Origin of the sequence: Providencia sp. PROV188 (assembly GCF_027595165.1) — a bacterium.
Taxonomy (GTDB): Bacteria; Pseudomonadota; Gammaproteobacteria; order Enterobacterales; family Enterobacteriaceae; genus Providencia; species Providencia lanzhouensis.
Genome location: NZ_CP097291.1, coordinates 2,558,957 through 2,582,062 on the forward strand (window position 1 = coordinate 2,558,957; position 23,106 = coordinate 2,582,062).

Genomic DNA, 23,106 nt, shown 5'->3' on the forward strand with positions numbered 1-23,106 from the left:
TAGTGATTTCAATTGGTGTACAGATTCATGGCTATAAAAAAGGCCATCAACTACTTGCTTCATCTATAAATTTGTCAAAAGAAGATCAATTCGTCATTGACCGACTATCTGATGTTGCAGGTCCTTTACGACCAAAAGAACAATTTGAACCATATCTAACAGCATATCCTTTGCCAAGTGGAAAGTATTATGTTTTTGCTAGAACATGGCAAGATTTAAGTGTACCAAGAGCTGGCTGTGTTAGAACTAAAAGCTTAATAATAGACAGCATCATTTGGTCAAAAAAAATTCCACTGACACCAATGCTAGAGTTTCTAAATCCGATTAATTTTCCTGATGAATGTAATGAATTAAACTTCGAAATTAACGAACATTTTGAATCTAGTGTACCTCCTATCTCAGGATTTAATTCAAACGAGTTAGTTGAGGCTATTTTTCTCGAAGAATCAAAACCAATTGTTGTATTTGATGCACCAAATCCAGAACATATTGCTATGCGAATACTAGAAGCAATGTGGCCGAGTATTCGCAAAAAATATACCCTTTCTACATTTGCCCTTTCTCCTAGAAAAATTAACGGCCGAGAATTTGATCTTATTTTTTCACCTATGAATGTAAAATCACGATTTTCTGATTGGGCCGGTAGGCGCTTAGATGGGAAAGTACCACAGAGCGAGCGCCACAAATGGACTAAATTAATTGCTCGCAATATATTTGAAGAACCAACTCCATACTTATTAACAGAGAATGATTTGATTTTATTTAATGAAAATAAAATCAATACGTTAGGTGGACTAAGAGTAGCTCTATTATGGAATGAGTTACTTGAAAAATTACCACAGAATCCTACTGTAGCACTTGGGCTTCTTGATATAGCTAACTCAGGAATTGTTACAAAAAATGAAGCAATTTCATTAATAGAACCAAAGCTAGTTAAAGCAATTAGTACAGTTGAAAATACTATGTCTTATGATGATGCATGGAATTTCACAATCGCCATAGCTAGTAAAATGAAAATATACAACATATCAAAGGGTATTAATGAAATTAAAGACCTTACATCACGCCTTTCTATGAACGATCCTCGTGGTGCTTTAAAAATATTACTACAGCCGGATTCCAAAGGAATCACTAGCAGTTTAATACAAAGTATTACAAATGGCCTTTCTCGTTGTGATTGGTACTTAGTTAAAGAACCACTCCTCAACATGCCAACAGAAATTATCATACAATTAATTTTTCAAAATAGTAAACTTACAAAAGAAATTGCAGAAGATGTCAATTTTATACCTATATTAAAAAATATTCTTGAAACAAATAACCAAATAGATGCACAGGCAGTTGGTATAACATTACTTCCTTACTTAGTGGAAGACTATCAGCTACCAGTAGCCTTACCTATTATTAAATCTTTCGATATTCAAAAAATAATTTCAGAATTACATTGGCTAAAAAAAGTTAATAATTTTAAATCAGAAAAAATCAGCACGGCTCTTATACAGCAGTCTAATAGCATTGGTGGTACATACAAGGTTCGTGATACCTTAGCTTCATTTGAGTCATCTAAAAAAATAAAGCATTTACTTTTGCAGACATTAAATCCTGTAAAAGACGACCTGTTATGGATTTTAGATAGTAGCTACCTTTCCAATTCAGATTCGTTAGAATTATTAACAAATATTTTAACGAACGCTGATGAAAAACAGTTTAGTTCATTATTTTCAAATATCCAAATTACTGAGAGAATTATATCAATCCTGACATATAAAGAAAGTGATTTACTATTTAAAATAGCAACTAAAAATGAGCTCCCAGTTGAACTCAAAGTTAAAGTTTTACGCTCTATTATCGATAAAATTGAAACAAATCAAATAATAGACATAGCGATTCTGTTAACAGAGGAATGTTTAAAAATCAGATTTGATGAGCATATAAATGAGATTAAAACTCTTTCATCGTTATTAGGAATGATAGATGGAAAAATAGACTATCCTACACTTGTTAGTAAGAGCCTAGGACAAGCACTTAGTCCTAATATCGCAAGTCGAAATCTTATTACCTTTGAGAAGGCCCCTATTTCTGTTCGTAATAATATTATTAGTAATATTGATAAAATAGCGAATACTTTAAAAAATAGAGGATCGCTCGATCTAACGGAGCAAGCAAATAATTCCTATTCAAGGCTTTTACTTGATGCTGAAGAATCCTTCCCACAAGCTGTAAGTAGAGCCTCTGAGATACTCATCCCCTCTTTATTTAATTCTCGTAGGTTGCCAGTCTCATCTATTGTTGCTGTACTTTTCCCTATTGCCTACAAAAAATTAGCAACTACAGATGAAACCCCCTACTCTTTACGTTTTCTTTTCTCTTTTTTTGATTGGGATCGCTGTCTGACTGTACGCAAAGAATTAGTCAGAGCATTTATGCAATCATCAATATGGAAAGCTGGAGATCTTGCCTTAACAGCATGCCGTTGTGGCGATGAGCTTCAGTTTTTAAAACAAATTATCAAATCATATGATGGTGATGAATACCTTATAAAAATGAAAGATGACCTAAATAGGTTAGATAAATCTAATAGAAAACATATGGAAAAATTAATTAATGAGTTACGTAAAACTAAATTCGATTAACTTATCTTTACTGTGTGTTAGTTAATCAAAATGTACTGCTCATTTATGAGTTTTTTAACATTGATTCACAGGTATCTTATTTAACTCTGAGCCGATATCATGAATATAAAAATTAAATGACAACTCACGATAAGAAAAAGCCTTAAAAAGGTTTATGACAGACAGTAAGAAACACTAAATATTTTGCTCTTTTTAATTCAGAAAAAAACTAATTAGTAATGTTTCATACCGAGACTTAGAGGCTGAGTTATGCTCTGACTAACTATAATATTCTGAATTACTATCTAGAACACAAAATTATGCTGGGATTCAAAAAATTTTTAGGCACCTTATTAGGCACTTTTGAAAAGTTGAATTGAACATTCGCACTATAAAATCATTTAGTTAAGCGACGAATTCAGACTCCGCCAGCCCACCAAATTTTAACTGTCAGTGATGTGACAACAACTTTAAAAACAGTAGGTTAGTAAAGTTGAGCAGACAGTAACATTACCCAGAATGGACTTCGAAATGCACGTGAAATGCACGCGCACTAGAAAAATAGAAAAGCTCACTTCGGTGGGCTTTTTTATTCTCTATCGTACTAAGAGATAAATCTAATGAGAAAGGCTTGTATTGAATTACATTCAACAATGCAATATCGATGAAATAAATTTAATGATTTAAAAACAACAAGTTATCTTGAACAGGTCATTATTTAAACACAACAAGTTATCTTGAACAGGTGATTATTTAAACACAATTCTTATACATTATCTTATACACTTGATTTCATATATGACAAAACTGTTCCATTTCTAGCTACTCCTTCTAAAAGAACATTTTGCTTACACTCTCAAGCCTATTCATTTAAGTACTGAATAAAGCAAACTGGTACTTATATATTCAAATTCTTACCATAAAAAATTGTAATATTAGTTGTGGTCGTTAATTTCACGATATAATCCTAAAAAATTACTGTCTAAATTTGATATTCTATAAAAGTCATTTAACCTATAATTTAAACTTCATAATATTGGAGGTTTTATGAATATCACTCAATTATTTTTATTAGCTTTAAATTGTATCAATGATAATCGGAAACTATCACATACTGAGCAATCCATGGTTTATGTATTTTATAGAAAAAGCATTGCTGGATTGATTTCTATAGATGAATTCATGGAAATGTTCATTAATTTATCCGTTTACTGTGATTCGCCAAATCGAAATAAAGAACTCACTATCGAGCTTATCGAAAAATATTTATATAAATCAGCACGCAAGCTAATATCTTTAAAAGGTATGCCTATTTAATAGTAGGCATACCGAAATAGCCCTTAATAATAAAGGAAGAATAACTAAATTAGTTAATAATCAACCTTGCTGAATCTCACTCATCACCTCGTCAAAAAATTTTTTAACATCAACATGTAAAACCTTCAGAGCTGATGCTAATGTATCTATATCAATTTTATTTATTCCTCTTTCATAACGATATAATTGCTGTACACTTTTACATCCTATCAATTGAGCAAATTCAACAGCAGTATATCCAGCCTCACGTCTCAGAATTTTAATCTTAAATCCAATCAATGTTGATACTAAGCCAACAGAATTCATGCCTCGAAACTCCATTTTTATAATTTGAAATAATTTATTGCTTTCTTAAACCTCTGGATTATTCACTTTCCCAACGTCAAAATCCCTTATAGACCATCAATAAATGATAATTGTAATTTGAAAAATTTAAAATCCCCTAATAACTTTATTGACTTTGCTAATGTTTCTTATTATTTATAGGTAATAGACTTATTTCAATAGGCATTACCACTAAAAAATGAAGAGGAATATTTATGAATAAGTTTCTAATTTCTGCTTGTATGATTGCATCAAGTGCTCTGTCCTTTAATGCATTAGCCGCAGACAAAATAACCTCAACTCCCGAAAATATGACATGTAAAGAGTATGTGGACTTAAACCCTAAAAGCTGGGCTCCAGTTGCCTTATGGGTAACATCACAAGATACTCAGTTTAAAAGTGGAGACTGGGTGGCATTATCTGAACAGAGCGTTGCGGAAGCTCCTTTAATCCTTGAGTTTTGCAAGAAAAAACCTGAAGGAACTTTAAAAGATTACCTTGCTAGCAAAAAATAAAATTTTTTAACTGGTAATAGCCGCAGTTTAATCTCTGCGGCTATTTAGATTACTCACAGCAATTCTATTTGCTCCTCCCCCATCCTTGATACCAATACAGTGACAGTTTTATAAACTTCACGGCTTCAATGAGTTAAATAGAATCACTCAATATTAACTGAGATTGATCTATTTATTGCTTTAATGCACGCCCGTCTCTTCTTTGAATATTTCAGCTCGCTTTGTATTTTTAGTACTCGATACAACGACTGCATATGCACGCAAAGATACAAATATCCCGCCTCTAAATCCTGTAGTTGAAATGGGAATGTCATTGCTCATTAATAAGCCATATGGAAATAAATGAAGAAGAATTATGTTTACAAGCGATAATCATCGCGGGATGAATTGTAGTCTTGCAACCATTTTTATGGTACGCGATATATCTAATTGTCACCTTCACATCTTTAACTTCAACTCTGAGTGTGACATACAGAGAAAAATTAGCCTTCGAGTTCTTTCTACCACAATTATCGTAGTTTGAGGCGAGTATTTAATGTCATTGAAGATAACGTCAACACGAGTAGAAAGGAACACTCAGGACACAGATCCCACCAGCTCTACCAAATTTTAACTGTCGTGATGTAATAACATATTAAAAACAATAAATTAGCAAACTGAGCAGACCGTAACATTACCCAGAATGGACTTCGAAATGCACGTGAAATACACGTACACTATAAGAATAAACAAGCTCACCCTGGCGGGCTTGTTTATTTATTCTCAAATTCTGACTTTACCATCTAGTCCTTAGATAACCTAACTTCATAATAATTACCTCAACCTTATACAATAATCTAAAATAGGCTACACTATAATGGAGTATCTCTGTGTGAAAATGTTGAAACAAGCTTATAAAATCAATTAGGTATAGTGTTCAAAATTAGTATTTCACCTTATAAAACTGGAAAATTATGGTATACCTTATCAATAATGACATTGAATTCATTTATGAAAGAAATGTTCTATATTCTAGGAAATTAAACCTAGAACAATCTTTACTATCTCCATCTTCAAGAATATTAAAATATCTCATTGAAAATAATGGGTGCGTAATTACTCAAAGCACTCTTTTTCAGATCGGCTGGGAAGATAAATTAGAATATGTAACAAACAATGCTTTCTATCAGAATATTTCACTACTTAGGAAAGCATTTGAAATCTTGAATCAAAAAAATAAGTTAATTATAAATTTCCCCAAAAAAGGCTATTCATTAGATAAAAATGTTATTATTGAAATAATCACAGCCCCTTCCGATTCCATTAGTATTATCGAAACAGCTGAAACAATCGAAACTGCTGAGATTGCTGAGACTGCTGAGAAAAATATTAAAGGAACAAAGAAAATTAGACTTGATTTTTTAATATTAATAACAATTCTAATTATATCCCCTTTTTATTTTTACAAAAGCGCTGGAAGTAATAATGATTTGTATAGTTATGATTATTGCGGAAAAAATGAAGGAGTTAACTTTTTTTGTGAAAAAAACAGTATAATTAATGATAATCAATTTAGGAATATTATTGATAAAATAAAAAAATCAAAGTCAAAATACAATTACATCTACTTTAGAAAAAACATTCACAATGAAGTAGGATACTCATTTTTAAACTGTAAATCTGAGTTTATGATAATTAATTTAACCCCAAACAATTGTATTTCATATTATGCTATCGAAAAATAATGAAAAATTAACCAGATTGGTTCTTACATATATTCTAATAACCCTAATTTTTTCTATTCTAATATTTATTTTTTCTCCTGAGAATCACTCTAATGAAAAAATAAGCTGTGACTCTAATATTTATCTTGATGACCAGAGAAATAATATAGTGGCTCATGGGTATTATGTATTCTCTCTTGATGGAGACAATGGGTGGTTAAAGTTAAAAGGTGAAGTAACTAACGAGAACAAATCATACACAATAAATAGAAAGTTATATTTTACCAGCAGTAGAAACTGCTGTGTTTTTGTATTAACCGTGAATTCAATAGTAAAATCCAACGATGATAATTCTCCTGATTCTTTATTATCAAAATTCTTACCTTTGGCATATATAAAGAAAGGAAATAAAATGGACGTTTTTATTTACCCTCAAACTGATGGTGGCTACCTATTCACATCTAGTAATCTTTATAGCTTTTATTGTGAAAACTTAAAAAATTAACCCTTAAATATCATTGTGTTATTTTAACGCCAATAGATATACCCCAAAGATTTTCATGGGGGTATATCTATGTACCAAGGATTAGGTTTTGTGCCGACAACATAATAAAATCTAATAAATAATATTATGTTATTTTGTTTTATTTACGCAATGTATCTAAGTAGATATTTAAAGTGAAATGGTATTTTTGTATGTTTTAATTATCAAAAAATATGTTTAATAATTATCCCTACTGACTTATAGGCTTAATTAGTGTTGAGCCTTCTTTATATATTTCAGCTCTTTTTGTATTCGAGAAAGTAAATTTTACATATCTATTCGTATTACTTGATACAGTAACCGTATGCGCACGCATATATACAAAGATACTTTTCCCACGCCCTAATGCTGGAATAGGGATATCATTCACAGTTAATGTCATCTTCAATCCTTTATTGATATCTTCTTTAGCCTGACTGCTTGAAAGTGTCTTTATTCCACCTTTACCATCATCAACCCCCACTAAAAATGCATATGTTGAATAATTAACCCCGGGAGATGCTCTAGATGTTTCAAAAGTACAAGACAAACCGGCATCAAATACACGCTCAAAGTTATCAGAACTGATTTCAATTGCTTTAACCCAACCTGTTTCAAGTGCTCCTTTCGGAAAGGTTTTGTTCAATGGCGTTCCTAATATCTTTTTATTTGTTGCAAAATACACATCTCCCAAAACTTTTTTCGCATCCACAGTTCCTCTGAAGTGACCATCAGCCCCATCAATTCGTCCTCGGAATGTCACCGCATTAAATTCAGCATTACCATTTTTATTAATTTGCCATCCTGATTTACCCGAAACGAAGTTATTCGACTGAATAACATTTCCTATCTTAGCGTTACTAATCGATGCATCCGCGATGAATGACTCGCGCATGTAAATCTGCCCATTTTTCATGAACATCAAGGGTTCCATCTTTCCTCGTGTTGGATTAAAAAAAGCAAAATTATTTGCATTAAACCCAATGAACGATTCAATTTTCCCCGCCTTCACTTCAGCACTAATAACCATACTCGCGGCACTATATTTTTTCCCATCCACCATGATTGTGATGTTTGTATTGTGCATCGCGTACCCGACATTTTGTTTAAATTCCGCCTGCATCTTGGAGTTAATCAGCGCACCTTGATTATCCAATTTCGCCTGAACTTGCTTCTGTGATTCACTGAAAGACCTGTCTAAATTCGTCACCGCTTTATCAAGCCGAACAACGCCTGCGTTTACCCCATTAATTGATGCGGTCACTTGTGCATATTTTTCTGCCCACGATTTTCGTTCATCCGCAAACGCACGCTCTAACGTTTTATGTTGAGATTGTGACTGCTCATAGTTTACCGTAACCTCTCTCTTAACTTCTTTAATTGCTGCACTATTGACTAATACCGACTCATTTAACCAATCAAATTCTTGAGAGAGCTGTTTCCCAGCGTCTGTCGACATAAAATGCTCGTTCAAATCCGGCAAGATGGTATTCACATCAAACTCTGACTCTCCTCGTACCCATTGAGTCCACTCGGATTCATTACCCGATTTATCAACAAGTCTTGCCCTGAAGTAAAATACGACGCCAGCGGCTAAACCTGCCATCTCATAGTTTCTTGACGGATAAGGGACATCAGATAACAGCATCAAATCTTCACCATTAGGGGTCTTACTGTACTGAATTTCCGTTTTCAATGTGTCACTGGTATTTTCATCAAACCCCCAATCCAACTTAATGCCAAACACCCTTGGCGAGGCTTTAAAATTGACAGGATTCGGTGGATTACCCACTTTTCCTGTCAGGCTAGTTTCGGGAGCATTTGTCCAAGCACTAGAAATTTCAGACGCATTAACCGCTCGAACTCGCACTTGATATCGACCAGAATAAACGCCCTCAATATCAAACCCCAGTGATGATGTCCTTGGTGCATTGACCCAGTTCCCGTTATCACGACGCCATTGCGCTTCATAAGCAATAGCATTTTCAGCCACGTCCCAACTGACACTGAGCGTAGTCAACGCCATGCCTTGGTCAACTCTTGAGTAAGACGTAATTTCGACCTTTTTCGGTGCAGGCTGAACGCGAGGCGGAATAACCGTTACGGGACGTTCGTCAATGCGAGCACCTGAATCGATATGGTCATAATGGTCAGGATTATGGATAGCACCGCTAATGGTGTAAGTGTTATCGCCGTTATCGCTGATATTAATCACTCGATATAGCTGGACCGCTAAGTCATCAGAATCCACCACCCACACGGTCTCTTTCTGTGGTATTTGGGAATATTCAACAGAAACTGTAACCACTTTTTTATTTACTGAAGTAACGGTTCTCCCTTCTGATTTTCCGTCTGGTAAGTTGATGATCAGGCGATCACCCGCTTTAATTGATGTCTCTCTATCAAGAGTAATACTCCTTCCTTTCGCGGAAGAGATACGCCCACCGTTATCACGCCCAGCTAAATTTGAATCAGCTACCGCGATAATATGACCCGGTGAGGGAATTGCCCCTTCTAACCCCGTGGCAAATGTGATCATGCGGTCATTTGCGTTAGTCAGTAATGCCCAGCGACCACGTCGATTCGCTTCACTTCGACGGGTACACCCAATTGCAGAGAGTTCTACTTTACGCACGCCATAACGATGCTGAAGTTTTAAATCTGCGACCGCCTCGATATCATCTTTGCTGTGGTTATCCGTATCCGTAAATGAAACCAAGGCTTGGGTGTAGCGATTTTGGATACTGCCCCCCGAGTAAGACGGTTTTCCCCCAACGATATTGGCATTGGTAAATGTACGAAAAATACTGGCTGGCATATCGGCAACCGCATTGACTTTATTGTCCGCCCAGAAGGTCATTCCTCGAAAAATAGCCGCAATATCCCGTAATACGGTATACGCTGCCTCTTGTGATTGAATATACACATCACATAAAAAACGAGGCTCTTTTCCCTCTCCTCCTCGTCCATCAGGCACCCATTCATCACAATACTGTGCGATTTTGTACAAATCCCACTTTTCAATCTGATGGGCTTTGATTCTGTCACCACTGCCATAACGATTGTTCAGGACTAAATCATAAAACACCCAGGCGGGGTTATTGGTTGCCGCCAGCTTAAACGTTCCATCCCAAACACCCGCGTACGTTCGATTCACAGGATCATAATTTGTCGGCACTTTAACTAACAATCCCCCTTTCGGGCGAACACTAATTTTAGGGATACGGTTGTTAAATTGACGGGCATTAAATGTCACAAAGAGAAGCGCCGTATTGGGGTAACGTAACTTGGCGTCAATCACCTCGGTGACCGCAGCAATCGAGACTTTATCGGCAATACGAGCGGTATTCTGATTTTTGGTGAGTCGCCGAACGCGCAATTGCCAACCTGTCGTGGCTGAGGGTAAATCGATACGATGGGTGCGCTGATATTCACTGGTCGTTTTACCATCAAATGCAGACTTAACGAGTTCTTGATACCCAGCACCATCTGTAGATAAATCAATCGTATAGACAATGCGATATCCCGTTGTATCACCATTATCGTGTTGACGCATTAACTGAGGCACTGAAAAGCGAAGGCGAATAGCGGATAACTGCGTATTATTAATCATTCGGATATACGGCTGATCGTCTCGCAGCTCTACCCCCACGGCGATGTCATTATCAACCGACGGTATCCCTTTGATATACTCTTGTTGCTCGCTACCGGGGCGAAACTCCCATGTTACCCCTTCGAAGTTTTTCGTTCCATCCGCATTACCAATTGGCGTCTCATCTAAAAAAATACGCGTATCATCCAAGCCCCCCGCAATTTCCCCCTCAGAAATGGCTAACAGAATTTTTGCAGTCGATTCTGAAAGCAAATTATCTTTGGCTTCTACGGGCGAATGACCGCCCCCGCCGCCACCTTTAGCGCCGTATATCGTTTCCATATTTCACCCATAAAAAAACGGCACTCAAGCCGTTTCCGTATATGATAAAGATTAATTTTGTTATTTTTGGTCTTCGGTATAGATACCCGCGGAGATAATCGCACCTCCGACTTCACGGCGGTCTAGTCCATATAACAGCGGCACAGGATTGCCCTGCGCCGTGGTATTTACAGCACCACCAAATGCATAGGATGGCTTATTATCCGCATCTTGTCGCATGGATAAGCCTTGAGGCTGAGGTGAGAGCATTTGCACCAAACCACCGATTGCCATAGCAGCACCACTCAACGCCAATGCCCCTCCCCATGTCCCTGCAGCGGTAAATGCGACAGAGAGACCTCCCGATAAAAATGCGGCAGCACCAATTAGTGCAACCCCTAAAATAGTTTGGAAGAAACCACCCCGCTTACTCCCTTTAATTACCGGAGCAATGCGAATTTCTTCACTGGTATCAAGATGCAATTCATCTTCAGTAATATTGCGCTGACCTTTGAAAACAGCAAATTCCAGCCCTCTCAGATGCGCATTGGCAAGGAATTGCTCGAATCCATCATAGAGTACCGATAACGCTTTAATCGCTTCACGCGGAGAATCGATAGCAAGCCGATGTTCTCGACCAAATTGGGTACCCAAAACACCATAGAGCCGTATTGTTTTTAAACTCATGCCAGCTCCTTACGTCGTACTATCTTGACCGTTCTATCGCGCCAATAGTCGCTGTAAGGAACAATGCGACTTAGCTGCCCGTAAAGATGATGTAGAAGCATGCCATTCACTATCACACCGGCATGATTAGGGACATTTGCTTGCACTTGCATAATGACCATATCACCGTCTTTTATGTAACCAGAAAACTCAACAAACCCTTCTTGCTGCCAGTTATCCATATACAAGTTTTCACCCTCTTCCCACCAGTGTCTCTCAACGCTGTAATTATGCAGCTCAATCCCGTGCATCTGTCGGTAATAATCCATAATGAGCGACCAACAATCTGCGTGACCAAGCACAAACGGACGACCTTCTAACTCACGCTCAATTCTAGGCTGGATTATGCGGATATCACCTTCCGGATAGGAAGCTATCACCCACGGTAGTCCCGAAGCATCACATTGCAATTTGTCTATTTCGCTCGGTTGAGACGTCACTCCATCCCCGCAATGGCTATGAACAATCGCTATTGGATTGCCCCAATCTTCGGCTGCGGCATAGTCTTCTGGTGAAAGTTCGAAATGATCAGTTGGATTATCGGAAAGATTTCGGCAGGGAAAATATTTTTTGACTCGACTTTTTTGGCAAATCACGCCACACGCTTCTTTAGGGTATTCCGCTTTGACATACTGAAATATTACCTCTGTTAATTTCTTCGTGATCATCGTACTAACCCCGCGGTAGGGAATCCTCCAAAATCCAAAGGTTCATTTTCGCCAAATCGTTTTTTACAATCGCTAATGAGTCCACCGCACTTATCTAATGCCGGATCATCAACCGGTTCACCACGCTCATCGAAATATTTATTGTCCGTATAATTGCAACCTCGCCCGCTTCGATAATCGCCTTTCATACACCAGAAACAGAGGTTGTGGATTTGGCGACCGGGGATCATAACCCCTTGCAAGTCGAACGGACTCGACAACTCAAATTCAACTGCTTCTCCCGCGACTTCGCTCATTTTTCTGTCGATGAAATAAACCTGTTTGAAAAATTCTTCAGGGTTAGCGGTAGGATTTCCCTCTGGAAAATTCTTAGCATCTAGATAGTGCGCGAAGGTTTCATAAATAGTCACTTTCGCCAGTGCCATATCATCGAATTGCAAGCACAACGAGGATATCAAACCATCGACATTCGCCACTCTTAATAAGGGTCTGGCTGGACTACCATCACTATTTTTAGCTATGCCCTCGATTTCATAAGCCCATGCGCCATATTCATTTCCTTGCCACCAAATGGATTTTGGCTTGATACCCCCCTCTGCAACGTCAATTTCTTCGGGTGTATGCGGCAAGTTGTAGGCATGGAATCGAAGAGTTGGTCCATCAAACTCACTGCCGTCCACTTCAATTAATTGAACCCTACTTCCCGGCTCTAATTTTTGAATGTCAGATATTATATTCATGCACTAAACGCCTGTTCAAAGGTTGCAGTTATAGTGATAGAGCTACCGCCAATTGGCTTTAATGTAATGGAATCAGCTTTCACTCGATATAGTCCTTTATCTCCCAAAGGTGGCACCCATAGAAATGATTTTGCTGTATGTGAACGAATAAAGGAAAAAATAGGCATTACCTCTGACTTATGCCCCGTATAGGTAAATCCCCATGATTGAGATTCAGTATTGAGACCATCGCCTGAAACTTGCTTATAGCCATCACCAAATGCCACTTCTTTTATTCGATGCTTAAATTCGCCAGTTGGCGAGTCTTGGATTTGAGTTCGCCACTTAAACTCTTCAATCATTATTACCCCTAAATAAAAAAGCCACCCGAAGGTGGCTATGTGAGGATCAATCTAGATAATCTTTACTGATTTAATAATTTGATAGTTTTTCGTGCGTGATCTTTAGCTTCGTCAAAGTATTCGGCTAGCGGTTTACTAGAGTTCAAGTTTGTTTGGTAGACTATATTTGCCAATACGAAATCAACACTATACTCATCACCTTTATAAACATCGACAGGAATGCTGATTTGCTCATCTTCTGGGTTAATGATTACAGTTCCAAGTTTTAATTCCATTACTACCTCTCATTAATTTTTTAATACTGTTCTTATCTTCCAACAGAAACAGCTTTGATTATTTTGTACAAATCACCACCTTCACGCCCCTCTATTGCCATGAAGCGCTTAAGCTTATTATTTAAGGATTGCTCCGCAGCTCGGATATCAACATTCTGCATAGAACCTTGCTGTTGAGCACCACTTACAACGCTGATGCCACCAAAATTAAGATTGACGTTAATCCCACCAGCAGGATGAGTGCCGTAAACTTGCACTCGAGGCTGACTCACTGACATTGGCTGAGAACCACCTACATATCCACCAGATGCATAACCTCTCTTTCCTGCATCCATTAACCGATATAGATTAGCTTTACCTAATTTAGCCGTACTCTCTTTGTCAAATACAAACTCACCCTTGTGAACAACCCCAGCAGGCTCATATTTGCCACCATCCCCAGTGTATCCGCCGCCAGAAAAACCAAGAAAGCCACCTATGGCTGTTCCACCAAAAGCTGCTTTCATAGCATTCAGCATCGCCATTTGCATAAGCATTTTAGTCGTCATTTCTAAAAATGAGCGAGTAAAGTCACTAAAGCTAGCTCTGCTTTTTAAAACAAAATCTGCAACGCTATTACTCATACCTTGAAATACTGATTGGCTAATTTGAGATACGTTACCATAAACATTGGAGGCTTGGTCTTGAAATTCTGCAAATCCCCTTTTAACTCCCGCCTCCCAATTGGTACGTAACGAATCTTCTTTACTGTAATAATCCTCTAATGCCTGCTTCTCTGCTGGTGATTTAGCTTGCTCAAGTGCGATGTCACGTTGGTACATACGGTCAGATTTACCGATGCCCATATCCAGCGCTCGACTCTTAGCTTTTATTTCTTCAACTCGTTTTAGTTGCCTATCTAGCTCTCTATTATGTTGTTTTTGACGCTCTACTTCATCGCCAACTACTGCTAATGCGCGTTGAGAAGCTAATACATATTCTTTTTTAGCCAATAACGATTGCTCATCATTGGTAAGCTTACGTGTCGCTTTTGCTTCTTCTAATACAGCTATTTTGGCTTCCATATCCCAAAGCTTTTTACGCTCTGAGCTAATCACATCAGCAATAGTTTTATGCTCTTTTAATACTTTAAGTTGAGCCTGTAGAGAAACGAGAGCTTCATTGGCTGACTCATCCGCACGAGTGCCATAGTCAGGTCGATATGCTTTAGGTTTCTTTTGCCCTCTCAGTTTTTCTTTCTCATACCGTTCTTTTTCACGACGAATTGCTTCATCCTTGATAGCCTGAGATGCATGCTCTTTATTTTTTATTTCACTTAATTTTCGTTGGTGTTTCTCCTCCGCTGTCTCATATTCTCGCCTTAATGCTTCATCAGCTAAAAGCTGAAACTTTTTAGCCTCTTCCTGTTTTCTTGCCGCCTCATTTCTCGCATTCTCAATATCCCTCTGATATTTCTCTTCGTTTAGTAAATCCAGTTCTCGCCTTAAATCTTCAGGTGTCTGGCCTGTTTTATAATGATGTAGTCCTTTAGCTGCAGGATTTAACTGAAACTCAAGAAGTTTCTCTTCATATTCTTTAATCTTTTGGTCTAGCGTTCTTTCTCGCCCTATATTAAGCATTGCATCCCATGCATCGCTTGCCATATCCTTAACGCCTTTCCAAGCTGACTCTAAAAAACCTAAGTTGTTTTCAATTTGCTGACTACGCTCCTGCATTGCATTGGCATAAGACTCCATCGCTATCTTTGCAGCCTCATGCTCCTTCCCCTGCTCTTGCAGTGTCATTATTTGTTCTAACTGAGTAGCTGTTAAAAAGTGAAGGGATTTATCTAGTTCAGTAACAGCTTTAACCGGCTCCTCTTGTAAACGCTGAAATTGCTTAATTGTTTTATCAACTGACTGACCAACAGCGTTTTCCATTGCCGCAGCTGTTTTAGAAACCATCTCAACAACATCACCAGAAAACTCTCCCGAGCCAACGACTTTTGATATAGCACCAGCCATACCATGCTGAGTAATACCATTTCCTGAGATTTTCCTAGCAAGAGCATCTAATTGTGCCGCAGTTTTTCCTGCATACCCTCCAGTAAGAATAAGTTGTTTGTTATATTCACTAAACTCTTTAGAGCCTTGATATGCAGCAAGAGCGACAGCAGAAGCGGCACCAACAAATCCAAACATAGCAACTCTTGCTGGGGTAATTAGTGATGCTAACGCCTTCAATGAGTTCCCTAGACCACCGAAGGAATCTTTTATCTGACCACCTTGCTGTATCATCACCATCCATACAGGCATTCCTGATGCTAATGATGTGACAATATCCGTCATTTGAGCGGGTAATTGCCGCATAGCATTTCGATATTGACCAATCGTGATTGAACCGTTTAAAAATGCTTTCTCTTGCTCTTTCAGCTTGGAAATCATAGGCGCAGCCTGCTGAGAAATACCCATTTGCGCTGCTTTCAATTCTAAAATTTCAGTTTTGGTTTTTCCTATAAAATCCGTCTGATTTTTAAGAGATTGTAAGAATTCATCTGCGGCTTGCTTTGCTTTATTCGTTGCAGCTTCCTGAGCTAATAATGCTTGCCCTTCCGCAGTCAGAGACATATGCATTCTTTGCAGCTTGTCTCTAGTTTGGTCTAATATGCTGGTATAATCTTTGAATTGATCTTTGGGAAGTAACCCTTTTTTGCTTGCTGCTACTAGCTTTGTCTGCCAGTCATCTAATCGTTCAAAAGCTTTATTTGTAGGGTTCAGCTGATTAAGTAACTCATGAAGCTCTTTGCGCTGTTTTTCAGCTGCTTGAGCTGCTTTTTTCTGATTATCTACACCGCGTTTAAATTGCTCATTCAGGTCTTGGGCTGAGCCATTTACCTTTTCCGCTGTGCTGCCAAACTCCTTTAATTTTTGAGTCCCACGCTCTAAATCAGACGTATCAGCTTTAAGCGAGATGGTTGCTATATCTGCCATTTACCTTTCTCCAGATATAAAAAAACCACCCATCGGTGGTTAGATTAGCTTCTATGTAACTTTTATTTAAATTAATGCCATATTATTCTAGAATTTCGTTTTCCAACATTCGTCACTAACCAGATAACCTTTAAACACACAAAGGATTATTAACATGCTTAGAAAATTGACACTCATCGCAACCCTTTTCATCGCAGCCAATGCTCATGCTGGCAACGAGTTAAATATTAGTAAGTTAGCTAGTGATGCAAATACTAAAACAGCATTCCTTCAAGTTGTAAAAAATAACGACCTCCCATCATGGGTCTTAACTGGTGGTACTGAATCCCCATCAAATACTGTGACTTTAAACGGTAATGAATACCAAGTAGCAACAGCGTGCAAACCTCACAATTGCCCAGCAGAGCGAATTGCGATTATGTACTCTAAAGAAAAGAATGTTATGGCTGGTGTATTCTCTTCAAATAATGAAAAGAACAATACTGAGGATTTACTCTGGTTTAATATCACCGATGATTTATCAATCGATGGGAAAACGGTTTTATTTGCAGCACTTACGGGCAGCCTCGATAATCACCCTAATGATTTCAATTATAAGTAATTAAATCTAACATAATGAACTGGTATCGGTTAAGGATGCCAGTTCAATTACACAAACTTCAACCAATAAAAAACCTGCCGGAGCAGCTTTCATCAATTATTTACATTTCTCATACCATATCTTCTGGAAATCTTCTTCAGATATAGATTCACCTTCAAAATCAAATAATGGGTTTGAAAACATGCGCTCACCATCATTGCTAGAGGAGACTACAACAATAAATCTCTTATACTTATAAGGTAATTCATCTTTAAATGTAAATACTTCTCCGCAAACGTCACCAACAACCTTGCGACTCATACTTACACCTGCAGGGTAAAAATTAACATTTCTCATATCAGCAGCTTGTGGCTGGTGCATAAAATCAATCACAATTTGCTTAGCTCCGTCAATAATTGTCGGTTTTTTACTTATGCCAACTGAGAGCCCTACAACAAAAGCTAATAATATCAACAGCAAAATACACAGAACTCGCAAAATTTTAGCATGCACGCCAAATTACCACTCGTTAAATCAAATGATTGAAATGTACCCTCAATGCAGAGTTCAGGCAATAAAAAACCCACCGGAGTGGGTTATTAACACTATTTATAATTGAGCACATGTACATTAAAAATTACGAATATTAGCAATCTCTTCTTGTGTGACTTCTAGAGACTCTAGAGATCTCTGGTATTCATTGGGTTCCATTCCTTCAAATTTTTGATGTCACTCTCATCTATTCATGGTTTTTTTTAAATAAAGCTATTATCTATAGAGGAGTCAACTGTTTTCGTACTTGCAATCAGCTAGACCGACACTAATTTCTTGACCTTTGTTGCTATTGTGCAAAATAACTTTAACACCCATTCTGTCGTATATCATATAAGCAAATGTAACCCCTGAATTTTCACTAAAATACACAGTAGCTTTAGCATCAGTTGAAAGCAACTCAAGCTTTGGTGATGTTATAACTACCCCTGTATCAAAGGTTATATTTATCATTGCATTGTTATAATCTGCATGCGGAGTTACTTCCAACTTAACAGTCCCGATTTGCACTCCGTTATATCTATTGCTATCACTAAGGTCATCAGGTATGGAATAAACTCCACAGTTATACTTTCCCGCCAAAGCCAAAATATTATAGTTATTATCTCGATATAACCCCATGTCATTCTCGTTATTAGCAGACAGGGTATATCCAGAAAATAAAATAAACAGGGCGCAAATATACTTAACCATCATTAACCTCATTAACCTCATTAATAAATTAGCCCCCTGAATATACCTGAATAGCTTTACTACACATAATCGAACTCTTTAGTTAAAAATAATTATGTGATCTAGAATGCAAGCCCATCCTTGGGTTATGTGTAGGTTAGGCAACTTCCTTCCCGTGAATAATATGGCGTAACGCGCTAATACCGTTCTCATTATAACGGAACGCTTCAACCTGCTTTGATGAGTGAGCTGACTTGTCCAAAAAGAACTTACCGAATTCGTCAGTTTTCAATCCGTTCTTGTTTGCAATACGACCAATTTTATTTGCTGACACTTCTAACCATATTCTTAATCACAAAGAGGGCTTCTGATTTAGAAGCCCTCTAATATTAAACTCGCTTAACTACATAAATTTTACATTAATGACCGGACGTTTTAGCTTCACGACAAGCCTCGAATAAAAACCAGACACGGCGTTCTGTTTCATCAATCCAGTTTTCTATTAGGCTTGTAGTGGAATAATCTCCATGTTCTGCACATACTTCATGTGCTTTTCGAAATTCTGAAGCCAACATTTTATTATCTTCACAAAGCTCAGCAAGCATATCTAAAGGTTCTACGTATTCCGCATTGTTATCGCTAATCCTTTGCATTTTTGATATTTGCCCTATAGAACGTATAGTCACACCACCTATTTTACGAACTCTTTCAGCTATAGGGTCTGTCATGGAGTATAGTTGCTCACTTTGTTCATCAAGTAATAAATGATAATCGCGGAAATGTGGGCCACTCATGTGCCAATGGAAGTTTTTAGTTTTTAAATAAATAGCAAAAATATCAGCCAAGATTGCATTCATTGCTCCACTGATATCTTTTGTTGCTTTTGGAGATAAATCTGTTGGCGTTTTAAGTGGGCGAATTTGTAGTTCTTTAGCTTTACTCATAATTAACTCCTAAAGATAGTCACATCTGTTTTGATATTAAAGATGTTGAAACAAATTATTACACTAATGTTCTTTCTATATATCCCTTAACTGGTTATGAAACTATTTAGCCAACATTGCTTTTCAATATGTGCTGATTATTTTAATTATGTGCTTAATGACATCATTCATTGATCTACATCAAAATTCAACACATTAAATAAATTAACTAAAAAAACAAAATTAAATATTAATCTTTATGTACCTACCTAATTAAATTCGACCTTCAGACTTTAAAGCTAGCTTACTGAATTTAAAGTCTTGCAATCCTTGATATGCTAGATTTTAGCTACAGGCAGTTCATTAAAATTTGTCGTGTACGCCGGTGATAACATTTCGCGCTTCATCTGATATCCACTATCCCCCCCTTTCACGGCAAACCAGACTTTACCTAAGCCACTATTATTTATTGTGTCTAATGTTTTCATAAGTTCATCGCCATTCTTAAATGGTTTTTGAGTAGAAAACATATCAAACTGAGTAACATCTGAATCTGTGAAGTCAGATAACATTATCCCGGCTTTATAGTAGCGGTAACCATCTCGCCATATAGAATCTAAACCACGCATAACAGCATTAATGATGTCTCGCGTATCGCTGCTAGGGTATTCAAGCTTAATGCTGGCACTGTTAGCATAATCTTCACCTGATGCATGGCTGCTGGTTTGAATAAACAGGCTAATAATTCGACATCGCTGCTTTTCTTCGCGTAGCTTCTCTGCTGCTCGTTCTGCATAGTCACAAATAGCCTTGCGCATGGTTTCGAAATCTAAAACTTTCTTACCGAACGAGCGAGAGTATAGTATTTGCTGCTTAACCTTCCTGACTTCTTCAAGCTCAATGCACGATTCGCCATTAAGCTCTCGGAGAGTTCTTTCTAGCGTCACACCAAACGTTTTACGTATTGTAGACACTGGTGCATTTGCCAAGTCTAAAGCGGTATAAACACCCATCGCTCTTAACTTGACTGAAATCCTTCGTCCTATTCCCCACACGTCTTCAATCGGAATAAATGACAGTAATTTTCTTTGCCGACTTCTATCAGATAGCTCAACCACACCACCAGTCTTCTTCCACGTTTTAGCGGCATGATTCGCAATTTTAGCCAGCGTTTTAGTCGGACCGATGCCAACACTTACTGGCAAGTGAGTTCGCTGCAATATCGTTGATTGAATTTCTCGCCCATAATCTTCTAAATTAAAGGTATGAACCAAGCCAGTGAAATCAAGAAATGCCTCATCTATTGAATACACTTCCAAACGCGGAGCATACATTGATAGTAGAGACATCACTCTGTTGCTCATGTCAGCGTATAACGCATAGTTCGAGCTAAAAATGTTAATATGATTTTGCAGGTAATAGTTTCTTCTCTCATAGTAAAGCTCTCCCATTTTTACACCGAGCTTTTTTGCTTCGGCGGAACGAGCAATTACACAGCCATCATTATTACTCAGAACAATTACTGGCTTTCCTGCTAAGTCAGGCCTGAATACTTTCTCACAGCTCGCATAAAACGAATTTACATCAACTAAGGCAAACATTACTGAGCCTTATGAATAATGAATGTGACAACGCCAAATATCTGTAAATCCTGCGCATCACCAATATGTATTGGTTGAAAATCAGGATTCATTGGCATCAACATCGGTGGATAAGACTTTAATCTCTTAACAGTAAACTCACCATCAACACTGGCGATAACAATATCCCCATCTTTTGCTACCAATGCGCTATCGACAATCACAACATCACCATCGTTAATGTTAGCGTCAATCATAGAATTACCTTCTACACGCAACATATACGTACTATCTGGGTGCTTAATCAATGTGCTGTTAAGGTTTATTCTTTCCTCCATGTAGTCAGCCGCAGGAGATGGAAACCCCGCAGCCACTCTATCTAAGAATAATGGAATATTGAGAATTGATTCGGAATCGATAGGCTCTAGCTTCATAATGCACCAAATTACTGTATTTATATACAGTATATTGTAAGCATTTTAGTTGTAAAGATCATTTTCAAGTATCAAAAGGCTAGAAATATGCAATCCCCTCCTAGAAAATCAGACCTACAGTGTCGTTATTCTTCCTTCATTTACTTTTTATAAAGTAAACTTATGGCTTATAACTATTAACTGCATTGCCGAAAATATGAAATATACATTATTGTTACTAACATCAATTCTAATGGTTGGATGTCAAGGGAGGAGTTATTCAGAATTAACTCCAGCAGAAAAAGCTGAAGTCAGAGCTGCTCATGATAAAAGTGCCAAAATATCTAGAAAATGCAATCGTATAGAAAATCAATCTAAACGTACTGATTGCTTTCTCGATAGAGACGACAATGACTTTAACCGGCTCTATTAATTTAAAGTTAATACTGGAGGCATTACAGCCCCTGACTACTTGTTTATCAACTCAAGAGCCTTTAGCTCCATAACCCTTAAGTCATCAAATATGGTCGCTTTGCTTTTGATGTTAAGTAGATCTAAAACATTGGGAATCACGCTATAGTCAAGTCCCGTAGCACCATTCATTCCTATTCGCCACTGAGTACTCATCGCAGAAAATACCAGATATGACTCCCAGACATCAGGAACAACTTCAACATCATCAAGATCAGGAGGAAAGCCAAAAGCTCGCTCAAAATTTTTAGCCTCTTGCTTTGTCATTCCCCCATACATTGCTTCAGCGACCGATATTAGTTTTTTTCACGATTACCTAACAATTCATTGTAATACATTGTTGTAATAGCCCCTGCGGCTGATGGATAGTTGTCAAATAACAACTTCAAATTATCTTCGTTATAAGGCTCTTCAATTGCCCAATCAGCAATAATTTGAGTAAAGAATTTGTTTACTGACTCATTTTTCAACTCTTCCAATTTACTCATTGGTAAGTGATTGAACGTAAATGTCACAACCTCCGGCTCGCTTTTGCCAGCCACACGGATTTTTACATCAGCCTTAAATATTGGATTGGGATTCAGAGTGAATTTCGCCATTAGGTTTCCTTAAAAGCCCCCAATGGGGCTGTTATTATGCGGTAGTGTAAATTTGCATATCTGATTTAAGAGAGAAACGTGCAGATACGTTTTCAACCTCGTTAATTGCAGTATTAGGAACACGTTGGAATGACACACTGGCTGAGTAGTAACGGTCTTCACCAGCCCGTTTATTATAAAAACGAATCGCTGTTAACTGCTTTGTATCATCCAAGGACATTAATAACCCTCGAATAGGTAATTTCGCATCATGAGCAAATGTATAAACCTGCACGATACCCGATTTATAGGTATCAACCGTTTCTGCTTGCTCATCTTCTAAGAATTGAATTTCTTGCGTTTGCTGCTCACCACCTTCTGTTGATAAGGTCATGACTTGGGGCATAACCTCCCATTCTTGAACTGACTTTAGTGTTCCTTTGCCGCCGCCAATCGGAAAACGTTCCGTATCTGTCGTATCAACACCGTCAAGCGTGATACTTGTGTTTTCTGCTGATTTCACACGAAAGACACCGGACATTTGTTTCCACCCAGATGTAATGAGAACAACATCTCCGGCTTTAATGCCACTTGACGCTGTGACAGTAAGTACAGCTTCAGAGGCATTACTTGCCGCCGTAAACTCAACATCTTTTCCGTATTTACTCGCCACATAAACGCGCGAGCCATTAGGAATGTTATAAGCCATTA

General features: G+C 37.7%; 21 protein-coding genes and 1 pseudogene. 5 read left to right on the forward strand and 17 right to left on the reverse strand.

Annotated features, from left to right (window positions below; genetic code table 11):
• Positions 1-2 precede the first annotated feature (2 nt).
• Both M5X66_RS11715 and M5X66_RS11720 read left to right on the forward strand, forming a co-directional pair.
• Positions 3-2,633: a GAP1-N1 domain-containing protein gene (locus M5X66_RS11715; protein ID WP_270103561.1), complete on the forward strand. Its 2,631-nt coding sequence runs from the start codon at positions 3-5 to the stop codon at positions 2,631-2,633.
• Positions 2,634-3,659: 1,026 nt separating this feature from the next.
• Positions 3,660-3,929: a hypothetical protein gene (locus M5X66_RS11720; protein ID WP_108478516.1), complete on the forward strand. Its 270-nt coding sequence runs from the start codon at positions 3,660-3,662 to the stop codon at positions 3,927-3,929.
• A 60-nt stretch (positions 3,930-3,989) separates the two neighbouring features.
• Here M5X66_RS11720 and M5X66_RS11725 read toward each other — a convergent pair whose 3' ends face one another.
• Positions 3,990-4,235: a helix-turn-helix domain-containing protein gene (locus M5X66_RS11725; protein ID WP_231138093.1), complete on the reverse strand. Its 246-nt coding sequence runs from the start codon at positions 4,233-4,235 to the stop codon at positions 3,990-3,992.
• Positions 4,236-4,468: 233 nt separating this feature from the next.
• Between M5X66_RS11725 and M5X66_RS11730 the strand changes: the two genes are divergently transcribed.
• Positions 4,469-4,768: an HdeA/HdeB family chaperone gene (locus M5X66_RS11730; RefSeq protein ID WP_270103562.1), complete on the forward strand. Its 300-nt coding sequence runs from the start codon at positions 4,469-4,471 to the stop codon at positions 4,766-4,768.
• Positions 4,769-5,721: 953 nt separating this feature from the next.
• Positions 5,722-6,492 carry a winged helix-turn-helix domain-containing protein gene (locus M5X66_RS11735; RefSeq protein WP_270103563.1) on the forward strand — a complete coding sequence of 257 codons (771 nt, stop codon included), beginning with the start codon at positions 5,722-5,724 and terminating at the stop codon, positions 6,490-6,492.
• Between the two features lie 713 nt (positions 6,493-7,205).
• Here the strand turns inward: M5X66_RS11735 and M5X66_RS11740 are convergent.
• The 7 genes from M5X66_RS11740 to M5X66_RS11770 all read right to left on the reverse strand — a co-directional run bounded on the left by M5X66_RS11740 (position 7,206) and on the right by M5X66_RS11770 (position 16,626).
• Entirely contained in the window at positions 7,206-10,928 is a 3,723-nt protein-coding gene (locus M5X66_RS11740; RefSeq protein WP_270103564.1) for a host specificity protein J, read from the reverse strand.
• Positions 10,929-10,988: 60 nt separating this feature from the next.
• Positions 10,989-11,594 carry a tail assembly protein gene (locus tag M5X66_RS11745; RefSeq protein WP_154609903.1) on the reverse strand — a complete coding sequence of 202 codons (606 nt, stop codon included), beginning with the start codon at positions 11,592-11,594 and terminating at the stop codon, positions 10,989-10,991.
• Positions 11,591-12,301, reverse strand: coding sequence for a C40 family peptidase (locus M5X66_RS11750; protein ID WP_270103565.1), 711 nt, complete (start codon positions 12,299-12,301; stop codon positions 11,591-11,593). The genes M5X66_RS11745 and M5X66_RS11750 overlap by 4 nt, the downstream gene beginning before the upstream one ends.
• Positions 12,298-13,041 carry a phage minor tail protein L gene (locus tag M5X66_RS11755; protein WP_270103566.1) on the reverse strand — a complete coding sequence of 248 codons (744 nt, stop codon included), beginning with the start codon at positions 13,039-13,041 and terminating at the stop codon, positions 12,298-12,300. The genes M5X66_RS11750 and M5X66_RS11755 overlap by 4 nt, the downstream gene beginning before the upstream one ends.
• Positions 13,038-13,382 carry a phage tail protein gene (locus M5X66_RS11760; RefSeq protein ID WP_036952417.1) on the reverse strand — a complete coding sequence of 115 codons (345 nt, stop codon included), beginning with the start codon at positions 13,380-13,382 and terminating at the stop codon, positions 13,038-13,040. The genes M5X66_RS11755 and M5X66_RS11760 overlap by 4 nt, the downstream gene beginning before the upstream one ends.
• A 62-nt stretch (positions 13,383-13,444) precedes the next feature.
• Positions 13,445-13,657: a hypothetical protein gene (locus tag M5X66_RS11765; protein ID WP_036952419.1), complete on the reverse strand. Its 213-nt coding sequence runs from the start codon at positions 13,655-13,657 to the stop codon at positions 13,445-13,447.
• A 32-nt stretch (positions 13,658-13,689) separates the two neighbouring features.
• Entirely contained in the window at positions 13,690-16,626 is a 2,937-nt protein-coding gene (locus M5X66_RS11770; RefSeq protein ID WP_154609906.1) for a phage tail tape measure protein, read from the reverse strand.
• Between the two features lie 154 nt (positions 16,627-16,780).
• Here M5X66_RS11770 and ivy point away from each other — a divergent pair, with 154 nt between their 5' ends.
• On the forward strand, positions 16,781-17,227 hold the full coding sequence (gene ivy / locus M5X66_RS11775; RefSeq protein ID WP_270103567.1) for an Ivy family C-type lysozyme inhibitor: 447 nt from the start codon (positions 16,781-16,783) through the stop codon (positions 17,225-17,227).
• Between the two features lie 96 nt (positions 17,228-17,323).
• Here ivy and M5X66_RS11780 read toward each other — a convergent pair whose 3' ends face one another.
• The 9 genes and pseudogenes from M5X66_RS11780 to M5X66_RS11820 all read right to left on the reverse strand — a co-directional run bounded on the left by M5X66_RS11780 (position 17,324) and on the right by M5X66_RS11820 (position 23,104).
• Positions 17,324-17,719, reverse strand: a complete 396-nt coding sequence (locus M5X66_RS11780; RefSeq protein WP_270103568.1) for a hypothetical protein — start codon at positions 17,717-17,719, stop codon at positions 17,324-17,326.
• A gap of 270 nt (positions 17,720-17,989) precedes the next feature.
• Entirely contained in the window at positions 17,990-18,454 is a 465-nt protein-coding gene (locus M5X66_RS11785; protein WP_132494950.1) for a hypothetical protein, read from the reverse strand.
• 133 nt (positions 18,455-18,587) lie between these two features.
• A pseudogene (locus M5X66_RS11790) lies at positions 18,588-18,770 on the reverse strand (hypothetical protein); the annotation flags it as partial.
• Positions 18,771-18,849: 79 nt separating this feature from the next.
• A complete protein-coding gene (locus tag M5X66_RS11795) occupies positions 18,850-19,374 on the reverse strand; it encodes a Dps family protein (RefSeq protein WP_006659243.1) in 525 nt (174 codons plus the stop codon).
• A gap of 317 nt (positions 19,375-19,691) precedes the next feature.
• Positions 19,692-20,954, reverse strand: coding sequence for a translesion error-prone DNA polymerase V subunit UmuC (gene umuC / locus M5X66_RS11800; RefSeq protein ID WP_270103569.1), 1,263 nt, complete (start codon positions 20,952-20,954; stop codon positions 19,692-19,694).
• Entirely contained in the window at positions 20,954-21,367 is a 414-nt protein-coding gene (gene umuD, locus M5X66_RS11805) for a translesion error-prone DNA polymerase V autoproteolytic subunit (RefSeq protein ID WP_108479719.1), read from the reverse strand. Before umuD ends, umuC begins: the two co-directional genes overlap by 1 nt.
• A 447-nt stretch (positions 21,368-21,814) precedes the next feature.
• Positions 21,815-22,084 (reverse strand): DUF1799 domain-containing protein, encoded by a 270-nt coding sequence (locus M5X66_RS11810; protein ID WP_416281602.1) that lies wholly within the window; start codon positions 22,082-22,084, stop codon positions 21,815-21,817.
• Between the two features lie 29 nt (positions 22,085-22,113).
• Complete coding sequence (locus M5X66_RS11815; RefSeq protein WP_270103571.1) at positions 22,114-22,416, reverse strand: phage tail assembly chaperone; 303 nt, start codon at positions 22,414-22,416, stop codon at positions 22,114-22,116.
• A 34-nt stretch (positions 22,417-22,450) separates the two neighbouring features.
• Positions 22,451-23,104: a phage tail tube protein gene (locus tag M5X66_RS11820; protein ID WP_270103572.1), complete on the reverse strand. Its 654-nt coding sequence runs from the start codon at positions 23,102-23,104 to the stop codon at positions 22,451-22,453.
• Positions 23,105-23,106: the final 2 nt, after the last annotated feature.